The organism is Thiomonas delicata (genome assembly GCF_900088825.1).
Taxonomy (GTDB): domain Bacteria; phylum Pseudomonadota; class Gammaproteobacteria; order Burkholderiales; family Burkholderiaceae_C; genus Thiomonas_A; species Thiomonas_A delicata.
The window spans coordinates 753878-775304 of the sequence record NZ_LT592170.1 but is presented as its reverse complement, the minus strand read 5'-3'; the positions used below and the strand labels follow the sequence as shown (position 1 = coordinate 775304).

Sequence of the window (21427 nt, the reverse complement as noted above, 5' to 3'; positions counted from 1 at the left end):
CTTCACAAATCCTTCACTGGGCCATCACATGCGCGCCCTACGGTGGGGTCTACCGGCGCACGCTTGCGGCAGGGGCCTGCCGATGGATCGGCGCCGGAACCCCCACAGGAGAGCCTCATCATGCGTAGACCCAGCCTAGTCCCGGTGGCGGCCTTGAGCGCCTTGGTCACTTGGCAGCCCATGGCAGCCAGCGCCATGCCCGTCGCCAAGACCGCCACGCCGATCGAACACCTGATCGTCATCGTCGGCGAGAACCACAGCTTCGACAATCTGTTCGCCACCTACAAGCCCAAGCACGGCCAGACCGTGCACAACCTGCTGTCCGAAGGCATCGTCAACGCCGACGGCACGCCGGGGCCGAACTTCGGCAAGGCCGCCCAGTGGCAGGCCAGCGATACCGACGTGTATCGCCTCGCCCCGACCAAGACCCAGCCCTACGCCACGCTGCCGCAACCCAACACGACCTACGCCAACGGCCAGCCCCCGGGCGTGCCGGACCAGCGCTTCCCGGCCAACCTGCCCAACGGCCCGTTCCAGATCACCAAGTACGTGCCGTACGACTCCTACACCGGCGACCCGGTGCACCGCTTCTTCCAGATGTGGCAGCAGGTGGACAAGGGCCAGCATGACCTGTTCACCTGGGTGGCCCAGACCGTGGGCATCGGCGGCCAGAACGTGCCGCCCACGACGCCGGCCGACACCTATCAGGGCGGCGTGCAGATGGGTTTCTACAACATGCACACCGGTGACGTGCCGTACTTCAAGAAACTTGCGCGCGAATACGCCATCAGCGACAACTACCACCAGGCCATCATGGGCGGCACGGGCGCCAACTTCATCTCCATCGGCACCGCCGGGGACGCCGCGTTCTACAACACCAACGGCACGCCCACCATGCCGCCGGCCAACCAGATCGAGAACCCCGACCCGATGCCCGGCACCAACAACTTCTACAAGCAAGACGGCTATGCGGGCGGTTCCTACGTCAACTGCGCGGACCCCACGCAGCCCGGCGTTTCGGCCATCATGAACTATCTGAACACCCAGCCCAACAAGCCCTTCAACGGCGGCAACTGCGCAGCCGGCACCTACTACCTCGTGAACAACTACGGCCCCGGCTACAACCCGGACGGCACGCCCGCGCCGCTGGGTCCGACCCATTTCACGGTGCCGCCGCAGACGATGCCGATGCTGGCCGACGCGATGACGGCCAAGGGCGTGACCTGGAAGTGGTACAGCGGCGGCTGGAACAACGGCCATCCGACCAACGAGTACTGCTCGATCTGCGACCCGTTCGTGTTCTCGAAGTCGGTCATGACCTCGGCGCAGCGCAACAACCTGCAGGGCATGAGCCAGTTCCAGTCCGACGTGAAGTACGGCACGCTGCCGGCGGTGTCCTTCGTGCGACCGTATGAGAGCCAGGCCGGCCATCCGGCGGACTCCAATCCGTACCACTACGAGCAGTTCGTCAAGAGCGTGATCGACCAGGTCAAGAGCAACAAGAAGCTGTGGGCGCACACCGCCATCATGATCACCTTCGACGAAGGCGGCGGCTACTACGACTCGGGCTATATCCAGCCGATCGACTTCTTCGGCGACGGCACGCGCATCCCGATGATCGTGGTGTCGCCGTACTCGCGCGGCGGCGATGTCGACCACACCTACACCGACCACGCCTCCATCGCCAAGTTCATCGAGGCCAACTGGGGCCTGTCGCCGCTGACCAAGCGCAGCCGCGACAACCTGCCCAACCCGGTCCCGACCCCTGGCGATCCCTACGTGCCGCGCAACAAGCCTTCCATCGGCAACATGATGACCCTGTTCCACTTCGGCCATGGCGATGGTCATGAAGACGGTCATGGGGATGGGCATTCGAACGCGCAGGACGACTGAACCTGACCCGGGGCCGCGCGGCCCCGGCCCAATGTCGCTTCGCGCGACACCCCATCAAGCGCGCATGAACACCGCGGCGACCGGAGAATTCCGGCCGCCGTTTTTTTATGGCGGCAGCATGCCCGAACGCTGCAAGGGCATGGGGGTCTGCGGTGGCGCGACCTGGCCCTGCCGAGGTGGAGCCGGCGCATGCGGGCGAGGCACGGGGCCGTACGCGCGCTCCGGGCGCCCGCCTTGACGCGGATGTCCGGGTTCGGCGCCGAACCCCGTACTGCGGTCGGGCGCGTAGGGGGCCAACGGGGGCTGGGCGCGGCGCGGCGGTTGCGGCGGCAGCATGCCGGCGCGTTCCAGCGGCATGAGGGTTTGCGGTGGCGCCGGCTCTGGGGGCGGACGCTCGCGCCGGTGCGGCGGCGGCAGCACGCGCACCGCGCCGCCGAAACCACCGCGCAGGTCGGGCGGTGCGGCGGGGGGGCGCGTGGCCAGCACGGGCCGGCCGTTGCGCCCGGCGGGAGCCGGCACGGGGCGTGACCCGCCCAGCCAGCTGTTGGTGTCGGGCTTGATGCGTACCGCGTCACCCACAGGCAGTGGCCCGGCCGCAGGCAAACGCGCGGGCTGCATGACGCCTTGCACCGGCCGGCCTTGGGTGAAGGCCGCCAATGGCACCGCGGTCAGCGCATGGGGCGGCAGCTGGCCGGGTTCGACCACGCGCTGGACGTTGAAGCGCGTCGTCCGCGCATCGGCGCGCGGTGGGATGACCGTGCTCCGGTTCACCGCCACCAGATAGGCCGGGCTTGAGGTGTAGGGCGGGCGGTAGAGTTGCCCGGGACCGAGCGGAAACCAGGCCACGCCGGGTGCGCCTGACCTCAGCGTCAGGCTGAACGACACGCCCGGTGCAGCGCCGACGAAGGCCACCAGGGCTGGGGCGTAGACCGCGGGTGCGGCGCGCGGCCCGGGCACCCAGCCCCAGGCCCCGTCGATCCAGGCCCAGCGGCCGTAGTGGAACGGCGCGAAGCCCCAGGGTTCGTCGGCGATCCAGGTCCAGCCCCAGGGCGCAACCCACGCCCAGCGGCCGTCGCGGTAAGGCGCCCAGCCCGGGCCCACGCGCGGGAACCACACCGGGCCGTATTCGACGCTGCGCACCCAGCCGCCCCAGGTGCTCAGGCCCTGGTAACCCGTGACCCAGGGCGACACATAGGCGGCCGAGGCCGAGGCGTCGGCACGGGCGTCGAGCATCGCCACCCAGCGGTCGAAAGCGTCGGGCGGCGGGTGGTCCGTCGCCGCCGCAAGCTGCAGATCGCTCCCGGCGAATCGCACCTGGCGCCCGCCCACCAGGGTGAAGGCGGCACCGCCGGCGCCGTATGCGGTGCCGCTGCCCGCGCCCTGGGTCACCGTGGTGGAGTCGTCCAGCGGGTTCACCTCCAGCCGCACCGAGCCTGCGCTGTCCAGCACATAGGCGAGGTTGGGCGTATCGATCTCGACATGCTGGCCGGGATCGAGCGCGGGCACGCGGATCTCCAGCACGCCCCGGGTCAGCATGAGCTGGGTCTGCGCCTCGCGCAGGTCGAGCATGGTCAGTTCGGTGTCGGCGCCCAGGCGCACGGATTGCGGCCCCGCCTCCAGATCGACGAGCCCGCCGGCACCGGACCAGACATGGTCGCCGTTGGAAAGCGGCCAGTTCGTCTCGGCCTGCATCCAGCCCCCGGCGCCTGCGGGCCAGACGCTGACGGCGCCCTGGAACCATGCCAGACGGGCGACGACGCTGGGCGGCGCCGGCACTGCGTCCGCCCAGGCGAGAGATGCCAGCCCGACGAGCGCGAGCAGACACAAGACCGCACCCCATCCCGGTGACAGGGCGCGAGGGCGAGCAGGGCGGTGGCGGTTCATGGGGCGCTCCTTGGGCCGCTGGGAAATTTCCACCGGTTCGCGCCTGTCTTTCCCACCTCCCCCACGCCTGGGGGAGGCCGGGAGGGGGAGCTTCGTGCGCCGTCTCGCGCCCGCCGCCCATTCCGGAAAAAATCTCGATATTGCCCACGCAGGCACGCCGAGGCCCCTCGATTGTGAACCTGTGGGCGGCCCGTCACAATGCCGTCATGCAATGCAGGGACACTCGGGACTCCCCCGCCCTCCTGGATTCGGACCTGCCGCGCTGCGCACAAGGCGTGCCGCCGGCACCCCGAGCCAGTTCCCGGCTTGCGAGTGTCATGAGCGATCCTGTCAAACATTCCGTGCTGTGCGTGCGTTTCGACACGTCCTGCGCGGATTGCGGCGACCCGAACTCGCAACCCGTGCAGCCGGAGGAGGCCCTGCAGCGCCTGCGCGCGGGCGACGCCTGGGCCGCGCTGGCCGTGAGCGGCCACGACACGCACGAACTCACCACCTGGGCCATGCGCCTGCGTCACCAGCCCAGCGGCTGGCTTCCCGGCGTGGTGGCCCTCTTGCCCGACGTGGCCGCGCCCGGTGCGCTGGCGGCGCTGCGCGCCGGTGTCGATGCCGTGCTGCTCCAGGGCAGCACGGCGCCGCTGATCCGCGCCCAGTTGGCCAGGCTGCGCGAGCGCGTGGCGCCGCAGCCCGATGGCTGGATGGTGCTCGACGACACGCTGGCGCTGCAGGAGCAGACCCGGCAGCTGCGCGTGGGCACGCAGTCCGTCGAACTCGCGCCGCAGCTCTTTCATCTGCTGTGGTCGCTTGCCGCGCAACGCGGCCATGTGATGAGCCCGCAGGCGCTGCGCCTGGCAATGGACATTCCGGCCCGCGCCCACCCCGACACCGTGCACACGGCGGTCGGCCGGCTGCGTCGCGCGCTGCGTCCGCACGGGCTGGACGTTCGGCTGCAGACCGTGCACGGCGTGGGCTACCGCTGGGCGCGGACGGAAGACGCCGGACCCTTCGCGACGCCGGACTGAGACGGGGCCGATGGCTTCGCACGCCCTGACGCCTCGGCCTATGCCGTGCGCACGCGGCGGCGACACACTTCGACGCAGTTCAGCGCGCCTCGGACAGAACGCGGTCAGGTCTCTGTAACCCCGGCTTCACGCGCCCCGATTGGAATGTGTGGCTTCGAACACCGATGGCGTTCGACCATCCCGCCACATCCAAAAGCCATTCCCGGAGGATCGCATGCAACACCCAGCCAACCGGCCCGCGTTCAAGCGGACCGTGCTCGCGCAGACCCTGCTCGCCACCCTGCTGTCGGCGCCGTTCGCCGCGGCCCAGGCCCAAAGCGCCGCCACCGACCTGGGCACCGTCCAGGCCGGTGGCCAGGGCGGGACGGCCAAAACCCAAAGCACGGAATCGAAAAAACTCCAGCCCGAGCATGTCTTCAAATCCGGGCAGTCGACCAAGGTCCTGGGCAAAACCGAACTGCAGGCGGCCGGTCCAGTGGGCGGCAGCGCGCAGGCGCTGTCTCTTGCGCCTGGCGTCGGCGTCACGGGATACGGCGCCACCGGCTCGACGAAGAACTCCATCAGCGTCAATGGCCTCAAGCAAGGCTGGGGCGGTTTCTCGAATGGCCAGATCGACAACGGCGCCCTCTCCGTCACCTTCGACGGGGTGCCGATGGTCAACCCATCGACAGGGCTGTGGGAATCGCCGCAGGTTCCCCAACTCAGCCTGTTGCAAGGCATCGGCATCACCTATGGTCCGGGCGATCCCGAGGACCGCTGGTACAACAACATCGGCGGACAAATTGCGTTCGTTCCCCTGCAACCGACCCCGCAGGCGGGAGGCTCGATTGGTTTGAGCGTGGGCAGCTATGGCGCAAGAAATCTCTCCTACAGCCTGAACACCGGAGCCCATGACGGCTGGTCCACGATCATCGCGGGCGGCACGGGCTCCTCCAACAGCTACAGAACCAGCGTCGATGGTTTTGATAACCGCAGTCAGAACTACGCGTTTTTCCTGAAGACGCGCAAACAGCTCGACCAGGGCGATATGTCATTCGGCTTTTATCAGGCCCGCGGTACGGGATACCGGCCCGTGATGATTCCGGTTCAGCCCATCGCCGGCGTCACGCTGGACGGAACCGCCAACACCCCTCTTTATAGTCAACCCACATCCGGATTTTACAGCTCGATCCCGGCCAATGTCTGGTACAAAATCGACACCAATAAAACCCGCCTGATCTACGGCAAGTTCAATATTCAGGCCGATTCCAATCTCGCGATTCACAACTTGATTTGGTATCGACTCGGCGAACGCGTGCATGATCATTACAACAATTATGGCATGGGCAATCCCGGCAACCTGTTTGAACACAACAACCCGTCGACGTCGACCTACGGAGACAAGCTTTGGGGCGACATCTCATTACCTTATAACGTCATCAGCGTCGGCGGGTTTTTCCTGAAAAGCCATTACAATTCGCGCAACGCATTCTACAATCCGAACCCGCCTTATTTCGGAAGTCAGACCGTTCCCAATGCCCATTACCGGAGCGACTATTGGGATCAAACCGATCTGGCGGTTTTCGCACAGGACAAGATCAGCCCTCTTTCCAACCTTGACATCACGCCGGGGATCCGATTCATCAACGATCAGACCAATTATTATCCTGGCGCCCAGGCGGATTTTCCCCAGGCCTACGCCCTGTATCCGAACAACAACCAGGGCACGCTCCCTGCCGCGAATGTGTCGCACCACGACACCGAGCCGTCGATCAGCGCCAATTATCGCCCCTTGGATTGGTTGGCATTATTCGGAAATTACGCCGTTGCGTACAAGGAACCCCAGGTTGGGGGCGGCGGCGGACTGTATCAATCAAATCCGCCCATCTACAACCTGGAAAAGAGCCAGGACTACAACGTCGGCTTCAAGATCCACGTGAAGAACAGCGCCTATCTGCACAATTTCCTGCTCTCCGCCTCCTATTATCACCTGCATTTCAGCAATCAGTACATCCCGCTCTTTGATTCGAACGGCAATTATCTTGGCGATGCCAATGGCGATTCCGTGTACAAAGGCGTGAACATCAGCGCGTCGGACGACGTGCTGTACAACTTGAATGTTTTTGCCAACCTCAATATCGAGAAAGCCGACTTCAACAATTATGTCACGGGCGGCGTCAGCTACAACGGGCTTCCGGTGGCGAATGTGCCGAATCGCACGTTCAATATTGGCGCAACTTATCAATACTATCAATCCGGCGTGCTTTGGGAGCCGAAGGTCTGGTATCAATACGTCGGCGCACAAAACATGTTTGACAACGGACTGGGGGCGACGAGCAATCAGAAAATCCCGGGTTACGGACTGCTGAATCTTGGGCTCGATGGCGTTGTGCCGACGCATCAGTCGATGGTCCATACCGTGCATTTCAGCATTGATGTCCTGAACGCGACCAACAAACAGTACAACCCGTTCGAATTCGTTACCGGCGGTGGCTGGCTCGGCGGCGCGTCGAAAGGCCAGGTTCTTGCCCTGCCTGGCGCGCCAAGAACCCTTTACGCCAGCGTAACGGCCGATTTTTGAATCTCGGCCGCATTGCGCGAGGGCCAGTATGTGTGGAAATGTGCCTCCCGCATACTGCCCTCCGTCTGTCAAAGCGTTGACATAAAGATCCACTATGTTTTCGAGATTGTCCTGAATCGAGTTTTTGGAGTCTGATCATGTCGCTTGAAACCATCACCCATCTCGCCCAGACTTCCGGCGGCATTTTGTACATCATGTTCGTGCTGCTGGCGGTGGCGCTGGCGGTGATGATCGAGCGGTTCTGGGCGCTGGGGCGCATGCAGGCGCAGTGCAAGGCCTGGGTGCGCGAGCTCAAGGGCCACGCCCACGTCGACACCCGGCTGCTGCGCGCGCGCGCCGAGCAAGACAGCGGCTCCTCGGCCGCGCAGGTCGTTGCCGTGGCCCTGGCCCACGACCTCGGCGACACCCTGGAGCATTTCTCCAGCAGCCTCGAGGAAGCCGTCATGGACCAGGCCCCGCGCATCGACCGCGGCTTGTGGGTGCTCGACACCATCGTCACCCTGGCCCCGCTGCTGGGACTGCTGGGCACCATCATCGGCATGTTCAACACCTTCCAGGCCCTGTCCAACCCCGGAGCGGCCACCCAGGCCGTCACCGGCGGCGTGGGCGAAGCCCTGCTGGCCACCGCCGCCGGCCTGTTCATCGCCGTGCTCGGCCTGGTGGCCTTCAACGCCCTGAACCAGCGCGTGCGCCTGGTGCTGCACCAGCTCGAGCGCATCAAGCTCATGCTGACCAACCGCATGTACCCGCATTACCGCAGCGGCGGCGTGCACGGCGGCCAGGGCGCCTCGAGCCAGGCCACTGCGGCCCATCCCGCCGCAGTCCACCCCACCGCCGCCCGCCCCCAGGCCCTGCAACACCCGGCCAAGCCCGCGGTGCTGCAGCAGCACGTCGCCTGAGCCTCATCCTCCCTGCCAGTCAGCGAGTCAGCGCGGGCCGGCAGCACGCCCGCTTGGGCCGCAGCCGTGCTGCGGCGCCTTTTTTCTCCGTCGAGTCGCCATGAAGTATTTCGAAACTCGCAAGGCCCGCATCGAGATCATTCCGATGATCGACATCATGTTCTTCCTGCTGGTGTTTTTCATCATGGTCACGCTGCACATGATTCCCGACGCCGGCATCGCCTCGCGCCTGCCCACCAGCTCCACCGCGCAGGCCATGCCCAAGCCGCAGCTCACGCTGGCGGTGGACAAGGCCGGGGTGATCCACCTGGAGCACCAGACCCTCACGCCCCAGCAGCTCACCGCGGTGCTCAAGGCCAAGCCACACCCGGATGCGCTGCAGGTCACGCTGGCCGGGGACAAGGACACCTCGCTGCAGCAGCTCATGGCGGTGATGGACGCCTGCCGCGCCGCCGGGGTGACCAGGATCGGCCTGGCCGCGCAGCCGGGGGGCGGGGGTACGCAGCCATGAGCGCGGTGCATGCCGCGCCCTGGCGCGAGCCGGACGACGCGCGGCGCTGGCCGGCGGCGGCGGCGCTGGCGCTGGTGGTGGAGGCGGCCCTGATCGGCGGGGTGCTGTGGTACGCCCGGCATGCGCCCGAGCCGCCGCCCCCGCCGCCGATGCAGATCGTGCTGGAGGCGCCCCGGCCTGCGCCGAAGACGGTGGCGCCGCCTGCGCCCAAGCCCATCCCCAAGCCGATCCCGAAACCCATGCCGAAGCCGCAGCCCAAACCGCTGCCGAAGCCGGTGATGCATCACGTGGCGCCCAGACCGGTGGTGCCGCCGCCGCTGCCGACGCCGAAGGTGGTGGCACCGCCCGCGCCGGTGCCGGACACGCATCCGGCCATGCCGGTGGCCGCGCCCGCGCCGCCTGCGCCTCCCCCGCCTCCAGCCCCGCCTGCGGTGGACCTGGCTTCGATCAAGGCGGATTTCGAGGCGCAACTGCGCAGCGCCATCCAGGCCGCGGTGCACTACCCGACGGCCGCGCGCCTGATGCATCTGACAGGCAAGACGCTGGTGGCCTTCACCTACCGCGACGGCCAGATCAGCGGCGTGCGCGTGGTCACCAGTGGCGGCAGCGACCTGCTGGACAACGCGGCGATGGACGCCGTGCGCCGGGCGCCTTATCCCGCCACGCCCACGCCCTTGCAAGGCCGGAGCATGACCTTCGACATCTGGGTGCGCTTTCACCTGAACGATTCATGAAGCTCTCGATCAAGCTTTTGCCCTCGCGCCTTTCCACCAAGCTGCGCCTCGGCGCCGTGGCCCTGCTGCTCGCCGCAGGCGGTCTCGGCGCGGCGCTCGGCGCCACGCTCACGGTGTACGGCGCCATGGGTTACGACCAGAAGGTCGCGCACGCCTTCACCAAGGCCACCGGCATTCCGGTCAACCTCATCCACCTGAGCACCGGGCCGCTGCTGGCGCGGGTGCAGGCCGAAGCGCACAACCCGCAGTGGGACGTGATCTGGCTGGACGGCAACCAGGCCATGCAGACCTTTGCCAAACAGGGGCTGCTGCAATGCGGCTGGGCGCCGGCGGTGCATTACACGGCGCTGGGCCAGGAGCTGGAGCCCGCCGATCGCTGCTGGCAGCCGGTGGGCGTGACCTATGCCGGCGTGGTGCTGTTCAACCCCGAGCGCATCGCCCCGGCGGACTGGCCCAGGACCTGGGACGATCTGGCCAAGCCCGCGCTGCGCGGCAAGGTGGGCATGAACAACCCGGCCATCTCCGGTCCCACCTACCCGCTGGTGGCGGGTGTGCTGGCGCAGATGGGCGACAAACCGGGCGAAGCCTATTTCGAGCGTCTCAAGGCCAACGGCCTGAAGGTGTTCCCCACCAACAGCGTGACCCTGCGCGCGCTGCAATACGGCCAGATCGACGCCGCGGTGGTGCAAAGCTCGGCCGCGCTGGGCTTCGCGCACGACATGCCGGGCCTGAAGATCGCCGCGCCGGCGCCGAGCACCGTGCTGCCGTCGGACCTGGCCATCGGCAAATCCGTCCGCGGCGCGCTGCAGCAGCAGGCGCGGCGCTTCGTGGAATTCGTGCTCTCCCCGGCGGGTCAGGCCGCCATGCAGCATGGCGACCCTTCGGCCGATTCCAACTACCTGCCGTTGCTTGTCGGCGTGCGGCCGCTGCCCAGCCTGCAAGACCTGGGCACGGTGCATACCCAGGTGATCGACCCGGCGCTGTGGGGAAGCAAGGAAGCCGCGATCATCAACTGGTTCACGGCGCACATCGCGCGCTGAGACCGCCGCCCGGTTCCTCGCCACGCCCCCGACGCCTCAACCTCCTGGATTCCCGACGATGTGGCTGTCCGAGACCGACACGCTGACCGTGCCGCAGCATGCCGCATGGCCGCGCGCGCTGCTGCGCCGCTGGGCCGTGCGCGCCGGGCTGCTGCTGGCGGCGCTGGCCTTCGCGGCGTTGTGGGCCTATCCCCTGCTGGGTTTTTTGCTCTCGGCCTGGATGCCCCATGTGCTGCAGGGCGACTTGCGCATGACCCTCGCCCCGCTGCGACAGGCGGCGCAGGGCTACGCGCTGCACGCGCTGTGGAACTCGCTGTGGGTGGCGCTGCTGGTGGGCGCGCTGGCGCTGCCGCTGGGCGCCTGGCTGGCCTGGCTGCGCGTGCGCACCGACCTGCCGGCGCGCGGCTGGATCGAAGCCGGCGTGTGGCTGCTGCTGATCTTCCCGGACTTTTTCCTCGCCTCGGGCTGGATGCTGCTGGCCGCGCCCATCGGCCCGCTGGCGCACTGGCCGGCCGCCCTGCGCCTGGCGCAGCTGCTGCTCGGGCCAGCGGGCATCGTCATCACCCTGGCGCTCAAGACCATGCCCTACGTCTATCTCGTCACCCAGGGCAGTCTGCAGAACAGCAGCGCCGCGTTGCAGGAAGCCGCGCGCGTGCACGGCCTGTCGCGTGCCTGGCGCCTGCGCCTGGCGCTGGCCGCGCTGCTGCCGGCGCTGGCGGCGGGATTCGCCATCGCCTATGCCGAGTCGCTGCGCAACTTCGCGGTGGTGGCCACGCTGGGCGCCAGCAGCGGCTTCACCATGGGCACCTACGCCATCTATCAGGCGGTCAACGGCATGCCGCTGAACTTCCCGCTGGCCGCCGCCACGGCCTGGCTGCTGCTGGCGCTGGTGCTGCCGGCCATGGGTCTGCAAGGGCTGGTGGGGCGGCGCGCAGCCCTGCACCAGACCCTGGGCTCCAAACATCGCCCCGCCGCGCGCGTGCGCCTGCGCCCCGCGCCCAAGGCGGTGCACGCCGCTCTGCTGCTGGCGCTGGGCTTGTTCGCGCTGGTGGTTCCCACGCTGGCGGCGCTGGGGGTGGCGTGGCCGCAAGGCGGCTGGGCGCAGATCGCCCGCGCGCTGCCGCCGCTTCTCGCGGCCGTGGCGTATTCGCTCGAGCTGGCGCTCGCCGCCGCCAGCGCCACGGTGCTGATCGCGCTGCCGGTGGCGTGGTTGATCGCGCGGCCGGGGCGCCTCGGCCGCGCACTGGACACCGTGCTGCTGGCGATGATGGCGCTGCCGCTCATCGTGCTGGCCGCCGCGTATCTGCAGGCCTACAACCAGCCCTACGCGCCGCTGTATGGCGGCAGCCTGCTGCTGGGCATGGCCTATGTGGCGCTGGCGGTGCCGGCGTCCAGCCGCGTGCTGCTCGGGCCGGTGGCGCAACTGCACCGCGCGCTGGGCGACGCGGCGCGGGTGCACGGGCTATCGCGCGGGCAGACCCTGCGCCATGTGCACCTGCCGCTGCTGGCCGGCCCGCTGTTCTACGCCTGGCTGCTGGCGGTGCTGACCATCGCGTTCGAAATGCCGGCGTCCGAGCTGCTCTATCCGGCCGGCCATCCGCCGCTGGCCGTGGCCCTGCTGCAGTACGCGGGGGGATTTCAGCTGCACCAGCAGGCGCTGCTGCAGGTGCTGGGCATGGCGGTGCTGCTGGCCTTCGCGCTGCTGGCGCACTGGGCGTACCAGCGCCTGACGCCAGCGGCATGGCGTCAGCTGGGTGTGTCGAACCGGACCTGATCATGACCTTGCTGCACATCGATTCCGCGCACAAGCGCTACGGCGCCATCACGGCTTTGCACCATGTGAGCCTGCAATTGCAGGCCGGAGAAATCCTCTGCCTGCTCGGCCCCTCCGGATCGGGCAAGACCACCCTGCTGCGCCTGGTGGCGGGGCTGGAACGCCTGGACGGCGGCGCGATGCGCCTGGGCGGGCGGGTCGTGGACGCCGCTGGCGGCGCCTGGCTGCCGCCCGAGCAACGCCAGCTCGGCATGGTGTTCCAGGACTACGCGCTGTGGCCCCACCTCACCGCGCTGGACAACGTGGCGCTGCCGCTGCATCGGCTCGGGCGCGGGGCGTCGCGCGAACGTGCGCGACACATGCTCGGCCAGGTGGGCCTGGGCGAGTTGGCCGAGCGCCACCCGCACGCCCTCTCGGGCGGGCAGCAGCAGCGCGTGGCGTTGGCGCGGGCGCTGGTGGGCAAGCCGCGCCTGCTGCTGTGCGACGAGCCGCTGTCGAACCTGGACGCCGGCCTGCGCGAGGAGCTGCGCGACCTCATCGGCGAGGTGGTGCGCGAACACGGCATCAGCGCGCTGTACATCACCCACGACCACCACGAGGCGCTGGCGCTGGCCGACCGCGTCGGCGTGATGGCGCAAGGCCGGCTGCTGCAGTTGAGCGCGCCGATGGACCTACTGCACAAACCGCAGACCGCCTTCGTCGCCCGCTTCACCGGTGCGCACGGCCCCTGGCCCGCCACATTGCGCGCGGGCCGGCTGCACGCGCCGTGGGGCGTGGTCGACGCGCCGCCCCAGCTCGCCGGCCAGGTCGACGGCGGCTACGCGCTGTATCTTCGGGCCTCCGCGCTGCGCGCGGACGACGCCGAAAACGGCGCCCAGGCGTACTGGCCGGTGCGTGCGCGCGTGCTCGGTCGGCGCCCGGCCGGCGAGCGCGACGAATGGCGCGTGGACCTGCATGGCGTCCAGCTTCGGCTGCCCGCCACGGCGCGTCCGGCGGACGGCATGCTGGATCTGCGCATCGGCGCGGCACAGGTTTTTCTTTTCCCCGAAACCAGCACGACAACGGAGGACGTGGCGGCATGAATGCAACGCAATGGGGCGGGATGGGCGCGATTTTTCTGGCGTCCGGCGTCGAATGGGTGGAGGCTTTCACGATCGTGTTGGCGGTGGCGCTGACCATCGGCTGGGCGCGCGCCGCAGGCGCGGCGCTGGCGGCGCTGGCGGTGGTGGCGGGGCTGATCGCGGTCACCGGCATCGGCCTGGCCGTGGTGCAGGCCGACATCGGCCTGATCCGCGCCGCCATCGGCCTATTCCTGCTGCTGTTCGGGCTGCGCTGGTACGTCAAGGCCATTCGCCGCTACGCCGGGCGCACCAGGCTGCACGACGAAGCCGCGGAGTTCGCCGAGACGCGCAAGGCCATCGACCACGCCGAAACCCGCGTGGCCTGGGCCGTGGCCTTCAAGGGCGTGCTGCTCGAAGGTCTGGAGGTGTGGCTGCTGGTGGTGGCGCTCGGACGCACCATCAGCTACGGCCAGGCCACCGCCAGCGCGCTGGCGGCCTTGCTGGCCGTGATTGCCGTGGGCCTGGTGCTGCGCAAGCCGCTCACCAAGGTGCCGGAGAACACCCTCAAGTTCACCGTGGCGTGCGCGCTGCTGTCGTTCGGCACCTTCTGGAGCCTGGGCGGGCTGCTGGGCGAAGCCCAGGTGTGGCCGCTGGGCGACGCCACGCTGCTGCTCCTGTTCGCGGTGTACGTGGTGGCCGGGCGCCTCGCGGCGTTCAAGCTGCGCGTGCCCATGGCCGGCGTGCAAGGAGCGGGCGCATGAAAAAAGTCATGCAACTGATTTTCGGCGACGTGCGCAATATCGCGTCGGTGGCGGCGGCGGTGCTACTGGCCTGGACGGTCGCCCGCTGGGCGCCGGCCGCCAGCGGCTGGGTGCTGGTGGCGGCCCTCATCGCCGCCAGCGTGTGGCAAGGCCACTGAATCCGGCGCCGGACGGACGCTGGGGGAGATTCGACATGCAGACGAAAACCGGCGCAGGACTCTGGCATCGTGTTCTCGCGGCAGCGCTGACGTTGGCGCCGGTGCCGGCCTGGGCTGCCGACCCACCCCAGGCCGTGCTGCCCAGCGGGCGTGTTCTCGCCCCGGTCGGCGACGTGGCCGCCACGCCCAACTTCCCCACCCAGGTCGTCGCGAGCGGCGATGTCCTGGCCGTGCTCGACGGTGGCGCGAACAAGGCGCAGAGCCTGCGCCTGTACGCGGCAGGCGATCTGGCGCCGCAAGGCGGCATCGCCACGCTGAAGACCAAGGAAGGCCGGCGCGCGGCGCCGGGCGCCACGGTGGCGCAAGGCAAGCCCGGCGCCGCGGAGGACGAAGGCGACGCCGGCACCATCAAGGGCCAGAGCCTGTTCCAGGGCCTGGCGGCGGGCCCGGACGGCACGCTCTACGCCACAGGCGGCGACAGCGACGATCTGCTGGCCCTGCGCCGCCAGGGCGGCACGCTGCGCCTGGTGCGCCGCTACGCCCTGCAATGGCAGCCCTTCCCCCGCAGCCAGTACCCTTACCAATACGCCGGCAACTGGCAGCAGCCGCGCCACTTCTACCCCGACAGCGTGGTGATCGGCCCACGCGGGCGCCATGCCTATGTGAGCGGCATGCTGAGCAACAGCGTGGCGCGCATCGACCTGCAAAGCGGAGCGACCGCCTATCTCCACGCGGGCAGCTATCCCTATGCCGTGGCCCTGGCCGACGGCGCCCGCCGCCTGGTGGTCAGCGACTGGGGCGGCAACGGCGTGACGGTGATCGACCGCGCCGCGTGGAAGGTGCTGGGCGAAGTGCCCACCGGTCCCGTGCTGGGGCCGCGAAGCGCCGGCGCGGGCGCGCATCCCACCGCGCTGGCGGCGCAGCCGGGCACGCCGCTGGTGTGGGTGGCCGACGCCAACCTCGACCGCATCGTCGCCGTCGACACCCGCAGCCTCAAGGCGGTGCGCAGCATCGACGACGCGCCGTACCCGGGAGCGCCGCCCGGCAGCTATCCCGACGCGCTGGCGGTCGCCAACGGCCGGCTGTTCGTGGCCAATGCCGGCAACGACGACGTGGCGATCTACGACCTGAAAACCGGCCGCCGCGTCGCGCTCGTTCCCACCGGCTGGTACCCCACGTCCCTGGCCGTGCAGAACGACGCGCTTGACGTCGTGAGCGCCAAGGGCATGGGCAGCGGGCCGAACGTGCATCACCAGTGGGTAGGCGATTTCATGCACGGCCTGCTGCAGCGCGTGGACCTGCGCGAGCTGCCCGCGCACGCCGCGGCGTGGACACGGCAGGCCCTGGACCACAACGGTTTCGGCGCCGCGCAGCGCCGGGTGCTGGCCGCCGCCAACGCCCGCGCCACCGCCTGGCTGCACGGGCATATCCGCCACGTCGTGTTCATCCTGCGCGAGAACAAGACCTTCGACGAGGCCCTGGGCAAGTATCCCGGCGCGGGCCCATGGGCCGATCCCAAGCTCGACCTCTACGGCCCGCGCGAACTGCCCAACCTGTACACGATGGCGGAGCACGGTGCGCTGTTCGTCCATTTCTACGCCGACGGCGAGGTCACCTCGCAGGGCCACCAGTGGACCACCGCCGGCTCCGACTCGGACGTCGTGCAGCGCACCTGGCCGCTGTACTACTCCGACCGCGGCTACATCGCCAACTCGGGCTGGACGCAGTCGCTGGCGCCCGACGCCCGCGGCGCGCGCAACCCGCACGCGATTTACCAGAGCCTCTCGGCGCTGGGCCACTGGAGCAATCCCTGGATCACCTACCCGGCCCGCCTGTTCCTGTTCAACGACCTGCTGGCGCACCATGTGAGCTTCGAGGACTTCGGCGAATTCGCCTCGCGCAACAGGATCGGCGACATCTCGCCCGCGCTGCGCCAGCACCTCGCGGTGGACTACCCGGCCTGGGACCGCCTGGTGCTCGACACCGACCGCGCCGCCATCGCGCAAGAATGGCTGCGCGCCCACCCTCTGCCACGCGTGCTCTACATCTGGCTGCCGGACGACCACACCGCCGGCCGCGCGCCCTGCCTGCCCAGCCCCGACAGCTACGTCGCCAACAACGACCTGGCCACGGCGCAGGTCATCCACGCCGTCTCGCGCCTGCCGCAGTGGAAACACACCCTGGTGCTGCTGACCGAGGACGACGCGCAATCCGGCGCCGACCACATCGACGCGCACCGTACCTTCGCGGTGGCCGCGGGGCCATGGGTCAAGCCGGGAATGCTGGTGACGCGGCACCTGTCGCAGGTGGACCTGCTGCGCACCATCGAAGCCGTGGCCGGCATTGCGCCGATGTCGCAGTGGGATGCCAACGCCCATGTGCTGGACGGCATCTGGCGGGTACACCCGGACGCTGCGCAGACCCAGGTGCTGCCGATGGAATTCGCGCTGCAGCGCAACCCCGGCACGTGTCCGGCCGACTCGCCTTTCGCCGCGATGCCGGTGGCGCAGGTGCCCGGCGACATGCGCCTGGCCGCCCAGTCGCCGGAAGCCGCGCGGCGCTACACGCCCACCGAATTGCTGAAAATCAGCGGGCCCGAGCAGATGCGCCAAGTCTGGCTGGCGACCAAGGGCCCGCAAGCCTATGCCGCGATGCTGGCCCATGTGCAGGCCCTGGCCGCGCGGCAGCACCGTCCGGTCTCGAGCCTGATCGCCGGAAAAGACGCCGACGACTGAGGCCGGCGCCAGCCGCGCGGCGCAGGTCACCCGCCCGCGCGTTCGGCCCCATGAGAAAACGCAGGACCAGCCCAAGTTTGCCCATCCCCTTCGGGGGGCGGCCGCTGCATAGCGGCGGCCTGGGGGGCGCTCAGTGCCGCGCCTGCGCGCGCAACATGCCGGCCCGGCGCAACGGCCCGGCCCAGGCATGGTCGAATTGCGACGACACCTGCGCGTCGTGCGCCAGCCCATCAGGCACCCGCATGTCGAGCGCCTGCGCCACCTTCGCCGGCTTGGGCTTCTTGCGCGAGGTCAGCTCGAAAGCCGCGGCGCGAATGCTCTCCACACCGGCCTGCTCCACCATCCAGCGCGCCAGATTGGCGTCGGCGGCGTTCTCGATGCGCAGGCACAAACGATCCAATTCCCCGGGAAATTCTGTTTTGATGCCCTCCATGTCGGACACTCCTTGTGAGATTGACGCTTGAGGGACTCAAAGCATAGCCCACCCTCACAGGCCATCGGACGTGTCTGCGGCCCCACCCCCCAAATGCGGGGATCTTGGCCTGTCGATGGATGTCGCAGCCGCGCTCGGCTGCGCAGCGTCCGGAGGTTCGCGGCCTGCGCGGCGCAAGCCCCCCAACGTGGGTCATGTGGCAGGGTCGCCACGTCATGCAATCTTCATCGGGCGGTCAATGCGGCGTCACGCGCGGTTTCAAGAATGGCCGTTTGTTTCCATTTGCCGCCCAACGACATCCATGAAAATCCACAGCCATCCCACCCGTCTTGCCCTCGCGCTGGCCCTGTGCTTCGGCAGTGCGCATCTTGCCCAAGCCCAGACCAGCCTCGGCGAGGTCCAGGCCCAGGGGCAGGCCGCCGCGGCAACAAGCGGCGGCTTTTTCCTCCAGGCGCCCGCCGGCACGGTCGGCAACCTTGCGCAGCAACAGCTCGACACCATCCAGCAATTCAACCCCGACGCAACCCAGGCCCAGACCACGATCACCGCCGGCCAGTTCCAGCTGCTCAACCCGACCGATTCCTTCACCCAGGCGCTGTCGAATATGCCCAATGTGATGGTGGTCAGCACCGGCTCCAGCCAGAACGGCGACAACGTCTACATCAACGGCTTCGACAAGAGCCTGATCAACTGGACGCTGGACGGCATTCCGCTCAACGACAACGACAGCTACGCCTTCTACAGCAACGAGTTCATTCCCACGCGCCTGATTGCCGGCACGCGCTACTTCCCCGGCGCGGGCTCGGCGGCCATTCCCGGCCTGGCCGCGTTCGGCGGATCGGTGGAAACCTACAGCCTGAACCCCGATCCGAAGATGTCGGCCTCGCTGCTGGCCGGGTACGGCTCGTTCGGCACCTACAACGAAGGCGTCCTGCTCAACTCCGGCCTGCTCGGCGCCGGCACCGGCGCCCCCACGGCCTTCTGGCTCTATGCCAACAAGAACCACAGCGACGGCTATTTCGACAACACCCCGAGCGACCAGAAGCAGTACCTGTTCAAGAGCGTGAGCCAGATCGGCCCCGGCGCACTCACGCTGTTCTACAGCCAGAACAACCAGAACTTCGGCTATTACGGCGGCTGCACCGCGGCCGACCTGGCCACATACGGCGACACCTGCAACAGCAACCGCGGCGCCACGGTGGTCAACGGCAAGCCCAACCCCAATTCCCCGGCCTACAAATACAACCAGTACCAGAACTGGTTGAGCTACGCCAAGTACGAAGCCACCTTCGGCCAGACCACCTTGTCCGATCAGCTCTACTTCTATCGTGGCAACGGCTTTGGTGGCGGCGCCAGCGCTGCTGCGTCCACCACCCTGCTGGTTCCAAGCGGCGTGGCGCAGAAAGTGTTCGCGCCCGCGGGCGGGCTGTTCGTGACGCATGGCATCAACGACACCAAGCGCTGGGGCAATATCCTGCGCCTGAACACGCCGCTGGCCAGCACCCTGGGCCTGGAAGCCGGGCTCTGGACCAACAACAACGACACCACGCACGACAGCCGGTACTTCAGCAGCACCAGCGGCCAGTACCTGGGTTCGAGCTATGTCGAGCCGGTGACGACCAAGCTGGTCGAGCCCTATTTCAACCTCACCTGGAACACCACGCCTGACCTCGTCGTCCAGGGCGGGTTGAAGTACCTCAAGGTCAGCCGCGATTTCACGAACGATGTGGCGCTGGCGCAGAATCAGCCCGGCCAGTTCAACAACGACTTCAGCACCACCATGCCTTCGCTGGGGGTGAACTACAAGCTCGCGCAGGGCCTGCACGCCTACGCCAACTACACCGAGAACACCCAGCCGCCGCAGTACAACCAGTACTACACCGGCACCTACAACCCCAACCTGAACCCGCAGCAGGCCAAGACCTACGACATGGGTCTGCTGTATCAAGCCGGCATCTGGAGCGGCGGCGTGGACGTGTTCCGCGTCGACTTCCAGAACTACATCCTGTCCACGAACGTGACCCTGCCCAGCGGCCAGCAGGGCAGCCAGTTGCAGAACGCGGGGAGCGCCGTCAACGAAGGCATCGCCTGGCAGAACAACTTCCGTTTCAGCAGCATGTGGTCGATGTACGCCAACCTCGGCCTGCTCAACGCCCAGCTGCGCGCGAGCAACAAACCCTTCCCGTATGCCCCGCACCAGACCTTGGCGGTCGGCGGCATCTACACCCAGGGGCCGTGGCGCGCTTCGCTCGGCGCGCAGTACGCGGGCGAGTCGTACTACGTGTATTCCAACGGCGCCACCTCGCCCATCCAGGCGCACACCCTGGCCAACGCCAGCCTGCGCTACACCTTCGACCGCGGCGACACGGTGCAGGGCCTGGGGCTGCAGAAACTCACGGTCTCGCTCAACGTCGACAACCTGCTCGACAAGACCTACAACACGAGCTACGGCGGCAGTTCCAGCAACCCCTATGTCTATCTCAACATGCCGCGCAGCTACTACCTGAGCCTGGAAGCGAGGTTCTGATGCAAGGGACCTCGGAGTTTCCCGCGCTGAACCGGCGGGGCTTCCTGCGCACCGGGCTTGGCGCGGGCGCGCTGGTGGCGGGGGGCGCCTGGACATTTCCCGCCGCCTGGGCCGACCCCGCGCCGCCCGGCATGCTCCATGCCGGGCCGATGCAAGGCTATGTGGCGGCGCGCTCGGGCGTGGTGTGGCTGCAAACCCCGGGGGCCGCCGAGGTGTTCATCGACTTCGCACCGCAGGATCAGCGCGGTGCGAAGCGTCGCACCGCGCCCGTGAAAACCGACGCGGCCGGCGAGTTCTGCGCCCACATCGTGCTCGACGATCTCACCCCCGGCGTGAGCTATCTCTGCCAGGCCTACGTGAACGGTCAAGCGGTGCAAGGCAAGCCCTTGCGGCTGCGCACGCAAAAAATCTGGCTGTTTCGCGGCCCGCCCCCCGAGTTCACCGTGCTGACCGGTTCCTGCGCCTATATCAACGACCCGCCGTTCGACCGCCCGGGACCGCCCTACGGCGGCGGCTACGAAATCTACGACGCGATGCGCGGCGAACACGCCGACCTGATGGTGTGGCTGGGCGACAACCTGTACTTTCGCGAGGCCGACCTGCTCAGCCCGCAGGGCATGGCCCTGCGCTACCGGCGCGACCGCGCGTTCGCGCCGTTGCAGGACTTCCTGCGCTCGACTCCGCAGGTGGCGATCTGGGACGACCACGACTACGGCCCCAATGATGGCGATCTGAGCTTCACGTTCAAGGGTGAGTCGCTGCGCCTCTTCAAGCGCTATTGGGCCAATCCCGCCTACGGCCTGCCCGAGGTTGCCGGGGTGTTCACCAAGGTGAACCTGTTCGACGCCGACTTCTTTTTGCTCGACGACCGCTACTGGCGCGACGCCGACGCCAGCGGCCCCGCTGAGCGCGGCAAGACCATGTTCGGCGCAGAACAGTTGCGCTGGCTGAAAAACGCCCTGCTGTTCTCCCGGGCGAGATTCAAGATCATCGCCGCCGGCGGCCAGATGCTCAACGACGACGATGCCTACGAGGGCTGGAACCAGTACCCTGTGGAACGCGCCGAATTTCTCGGCTGGCTGCAGCAGGCCCGCATCCCCGGCGTGGTGTTCCTGTCGGGCGACCGGCACATCACCGAGCTCACGCGCTACCCCCGCCCGCGCTATGGCGGCAAGGCCGACTACCCGCTCCTGGAGTACACCTGCTCGCCGCTGAACTCCGGCCCGTCCAGGGGCGACGCGAATCCCAACCGCGTCCCGGGAACCCTCGTCGCCGAGCGCAACTACGGCGTGCTGCGCTTCACGGGCGAGGACAAGGACCGCGCGCTGGAGATCATCACCCGCGACGTCGCGGGCACAACGCTAGGGTCGCAGCGCATCGAGGCCGGGCAGTTGGGGTGGGCATGAGGCCAGACGCGCGGCATCGCCCGTGGAGGAAC

Annotated in this window: 16 protein-coding genes; 14 read left to right on the top strand and 2 right to left on the bottom strand. The window is 68.3% G+C overall.

From position 1 onward, the window contains the following. The first annotated feature begins 120 nt into the window (after nucleotides 1–120). Nucleotides 121–1893 carry an alkaline phosphatase family protein gene (locus THIARS_RS03630; protein WP_094159513.1) on the top strand — a complete coding sequence of 591 codons (1773 nt, stop codon included), beginning with the start codon at nucleotides 121–123 and terminating at the stop codon, nucleotides 1891–1893. 105 nt (nucleotides 1894–1998) lie between these two features. On the opposite strand, the gene THIARS_RS03625 is transcribed toward THIARS_RS03630, so the two are convergent. Beyond that, complete coding sequence (locus THIARS_RS03625) at nucleotides 1999–3777, bottom strand: DUF6600 domain-containing protein (protein WP_186436558.1); 1779 nt, start codon at nucleotides 3775–3777, stop codon at nucleotides 1999–2001. A gap of 317 nt (nucleotides 3778–4094) precedes the next feature. Here THIARS_RS03625 and THIARS_RS18530 point away from each other — a divergent pair, with 317 nt between their 5' ends. The 11 genes from THIARS_RS18530 to THIARS_RS03575 all read left to right on the top strand — a co-directional run bounded on the left by THIARS_RS18530 (nucleotide 4095) and on the right by THIARS_RS03575 (nucleotide 17029). Next, a complete protein-coding gene (locus tag THIARS_RS18530) occupies nucleotides 4095–4796 on the top strand; it encodes a winged helix-turn-helix domain-containing protein (RefSeq protein WP_186436557.1) in 702 nt (233 codons plus the stop codon). A gap of 214 nt (nucleotides 4797–5010) precedes the next feature. Then, complete coding sequence (locus THIARS_RS03615) at nucleotides 5011–7356, top strand: TonB-dependent receptor (RefSeq protein WP_094159510.1); 2346 nt, start codon at nucleotides 5011–5013, stop codon at nucleotides 7354–7356. Between the two features lie 137 nt (nucleotides 7357–7493). Continuing rightward, a complete protein-coding gene (locus THIARS_RS03610) occupies nucleotides 7494–8255 on the top strand; it encodes a MotA/TolQ/ExbB proton channel family protein (RefSeq protein WP_094159509.1) in 762 nt (253 codons plus the stop codon). A 100-nt stretch (nucleotides 8256–8355) separates the two neighbouring features. Further along, nucleotides 8356–8766 carry an ExbD/TolR family protein gene (locus tag THIARS_RS03605; RefSeq protein ID WP_094159508.1) on the top strand — a complete coding sequence of 137 codons (411 nt, stop codon included), beginning with the start codon at nucleotides 8356–8358 and terminating at the stop codon, nucleotides 8764–8766. Continuing rightward, a complete protein-coding gene (locus THIARS_RS03600; protein ID WP_094159507.1) occupies nucleotides 8763–9500 on the top strand; it encodes an energy transducer TonB in 738 nt (245 codons plus the stop codon). The genes THIARS_RS03605 and THIARS_RS03600 overlap by 4 nt, the downstream gene beginning before the upstream one ends. After that, nucleotides 9497–10540 (top strand): ABC transporter substrate-binding protein, encoded by a 1044-nt coding sequence (locus THIARS_RS03595; RefSeq protein WP_094159506.1) that lies wholly within the window; start codon nucleotides 9497–9499, stop codon nucleotides 10538–10540. The genes THIARS_RS03600 and THIARS_RS03595 overlap by 4 nt, the downstream gene beginning before the upstream one ends. A gap of 58 nt (nucleotides 10541–10598) precedes the next feature. Next, nucleotides 10599–12314: an ABC transporter permease gene (locus tag THIARS_RS03590; protein ID WP_094159505.1), complete on the top strand. Its 1716-nt coding sequence runs from the start codon at nucleotides 10599–10601 to the stop codon at nucleotides 12312–12314. Between the two features lie 2 nt (nucleotides 12315–12316). After that, a complete protein-coding gene (locus THIARS_RS03585; RefSeq protein WP_094159504.1) occupies nucleotides 12317–13396 on the top strand; it encodes an ABC transporter ATP-binding protein in 1080 nt (359 codons plus the stop codon). Further along, on the top strand, nucleotides 13393–14136 hold the full coding sequence (locus tag THIARS_RS03580) for a High-affinity Fe2+/Pb2+ permease (protein WP_094159503.1): 744 nt from the start codon (nucleotides 13393–13395) through the stop codon (nucleotides 14134–14136). The genes THIARS_RS03585 and THIARS_RS03580 overlap by 4 nt, the downstream gene beginning before the upstream one ends. Further along, nucleotides 14133–14294 carry a hypothetical protein gene (locus THIARS_RS18525; RefSeq protein WP_186436556.1) on the top strand — a complete coding sequence of 54 codons (162 nt, stop codon included), beginning with the start codon at nucleotides 14133–14135 and terminating at the stop codon, nucleotides 14292–14294. Before THIARS_RS03580 ends, THIARS_RS18525 begins: the two co-directional genes overlap by 4 nt. 35 nt (nucleotides 14295–14329) lie before the next feature. After that, nucleotides 14330–17029, top strand: a complete 2700-nt coding sequence (locus tag THIARS_RS03575; protein WP_094159502.1) for a bifunctional YncE family protein/alkaline phosphatase family protein — start codon at nucleotides 14330–14332, stop codon at nucleotides 17027–17029. A gap of 130 nt (nucleotides 17030–17159) precedes the next feature. Here THIARS_RS03575 and THIARS_RS03570 read toward each other — a convergent pair whose 3' ends face one another. Continuing rightward, nucleotides 17160–17462, bottom strand: a complete 303-nt coding sequence (locus tag THIARS_RS03570; RefSeq protein WP_094159501.1) for a CppA family protein — start codon at nucleotides 17460–17462, stop codon at nucleotides 17160–17162. Nucleotides 17463–17763: 301 nt separating this feature from the next. Between THIARS_RS03570 and THIARS_RS03565 the strand changes: the two genes are divergently transcribed. Both THIARS_RS03565 and THIARS_RS03560 read left to right on the top strand, forming a co-directional pair. Then, a complete protein-coding gene (locus THIARS_RS03565; RefSeq protein WP_094159500.1) occupies nucleotides 17764–19989 on the top strand; it encodes a TonB-dependent receptor in 2226 nt (741 codons plus the stop codon). Continuing rightward, nucleotides 19989–21395, top strand: coding sequence for an alkaline phosphatase D family protein (locus THIARS_RS03560; protein ID WP_094159499.1), 1407 nt, complete (start codon nucleotides 19989–19991; stop codon nucleotides 21393–21395). Before THIARS_RS03565 ends, THIARS_RS03560 begins: the two co-directional genes overlap by 1 nt. The last annotated feature ends 32 nt before the right edge of the window (nucleotides 21396–21427 follow it).

Excerpts from the sequence above, each read along its gene's own strand:
- THIARS_RS03565 (WP_094159500.1), top strand. The coding sequence starts at position 17,764 with ATGAAAATCCACAGCCATCCCACCCGTCTTGCCCTCGCGCTGGCCCTG.
- THIARS_RS03575 (WP_094159502.1), top strand. The coding sequence starts at position 14,330 with ATGCAGACGAAAACCGGCGCAGGACTCTGGCATCGTGTTCTCGCGGCA.
- THIARS_RS03570 (WP_094159501.1), bottom strand. The coding sequence starts at position 17,462 with ATGGAGGGCATCAAAACAGAATTTCCCGGGGAATTGGATCGTTTGTGC.
- THIARS_RS03625 (WP_186436558.1), bottom strand. The coding sequence starts at position 3,777 with ATGAACCGCCACCGCCCTGCTCGCCCTCGCGCCCTGTCACCGGGATGG.
- THIARS_RS03600 (WP_094159507.1), top strand. The coding sequence starts at position 8,763 with ATGAGCGCGGTGCATGCCGCGCCCTGGCGCGAGCCGGACGACGCGCGG.
- THIARS_RS03585 (WP_094159504.1), top strand. The coding sequence starts at position 12,317 with ATGACCTTGCTGCACATCGATTCCGCGCACAAGCGCTACGGCGCCATC.
- THIARS_RS03615 (WP_094159510.1), top strand. The coding sequence starts at position 5,011 with ATGCAACACCCAGCCAACCGGCCCGCGTTCAAGCGGACCGTGCTCGCG.
- THIARS_RS03595 (WP_094159506.1), top strand. The coding sequence starts at position 9,497 with ATGAAGCTCTCGATCAAGCTTTTGCCCTCGCGCCTTTCCACCAAGCTG.
- THIARS_RS03580 (WP_094159503.1), top strand. The coding sequence starts at position 13,393 with ATGAATGCAACGCAATGGGGCGGGATGGGCGCGATTTTTCTGGCGTCC.
- THIARS_RS03560 (WP_094159499.1), top strand. The coding sequence starts at position 19,989 with ATGCAAGGGACCTCGGAGTTTCCCGCGCTGAACCGGCGGGGCTTCCTG.
- THIARS_RS03630 (WP_094159513.1), top strand. The coding sequence starts at position 121 with ATGCGTAGACCCAGCCTAGTCCCGGTGGCGGCCTTGAGCGCCTTGGTC.
- THIARS_RS03590 (WP_094159505.1), top strand. The coding sequence starts at position 10,599 with ATGTGGCTGTCCGAGACCGACACGCTGACCGTGCCGCAGCATGCCGCA.
- THIARS_RS18525 (WP_186436556.1), top strand. The coding sequence starts at position 14,133 with ATGAAAAAAGTCATGCAACTGATTTTCGGCGACGTGCGCAATATCGCG.
- THIARS_RS03610 (WP_094159509.1), top strand. The coding sequence starts at position 7,494 with ATGTCGCTTGAAACCATCACCCATCTCGCCCAGACTTCCGGCGGCATT.
- THIARS_RS03605 (WP_094159508.1), top strand. The coding sequence starts at position 8,356 with ATGAAGTATTTCGAAACTCGCAAGGCCCGCATCGAGATCATTCCGATG.
- THIARS_RS18530 (WP_186436557.1), top strand. The coding sequence starts at position 4,095 with ATGAGCGATCCTGTCAAACATTCCGTGCTGTGCGTGCGTTTCGACACG.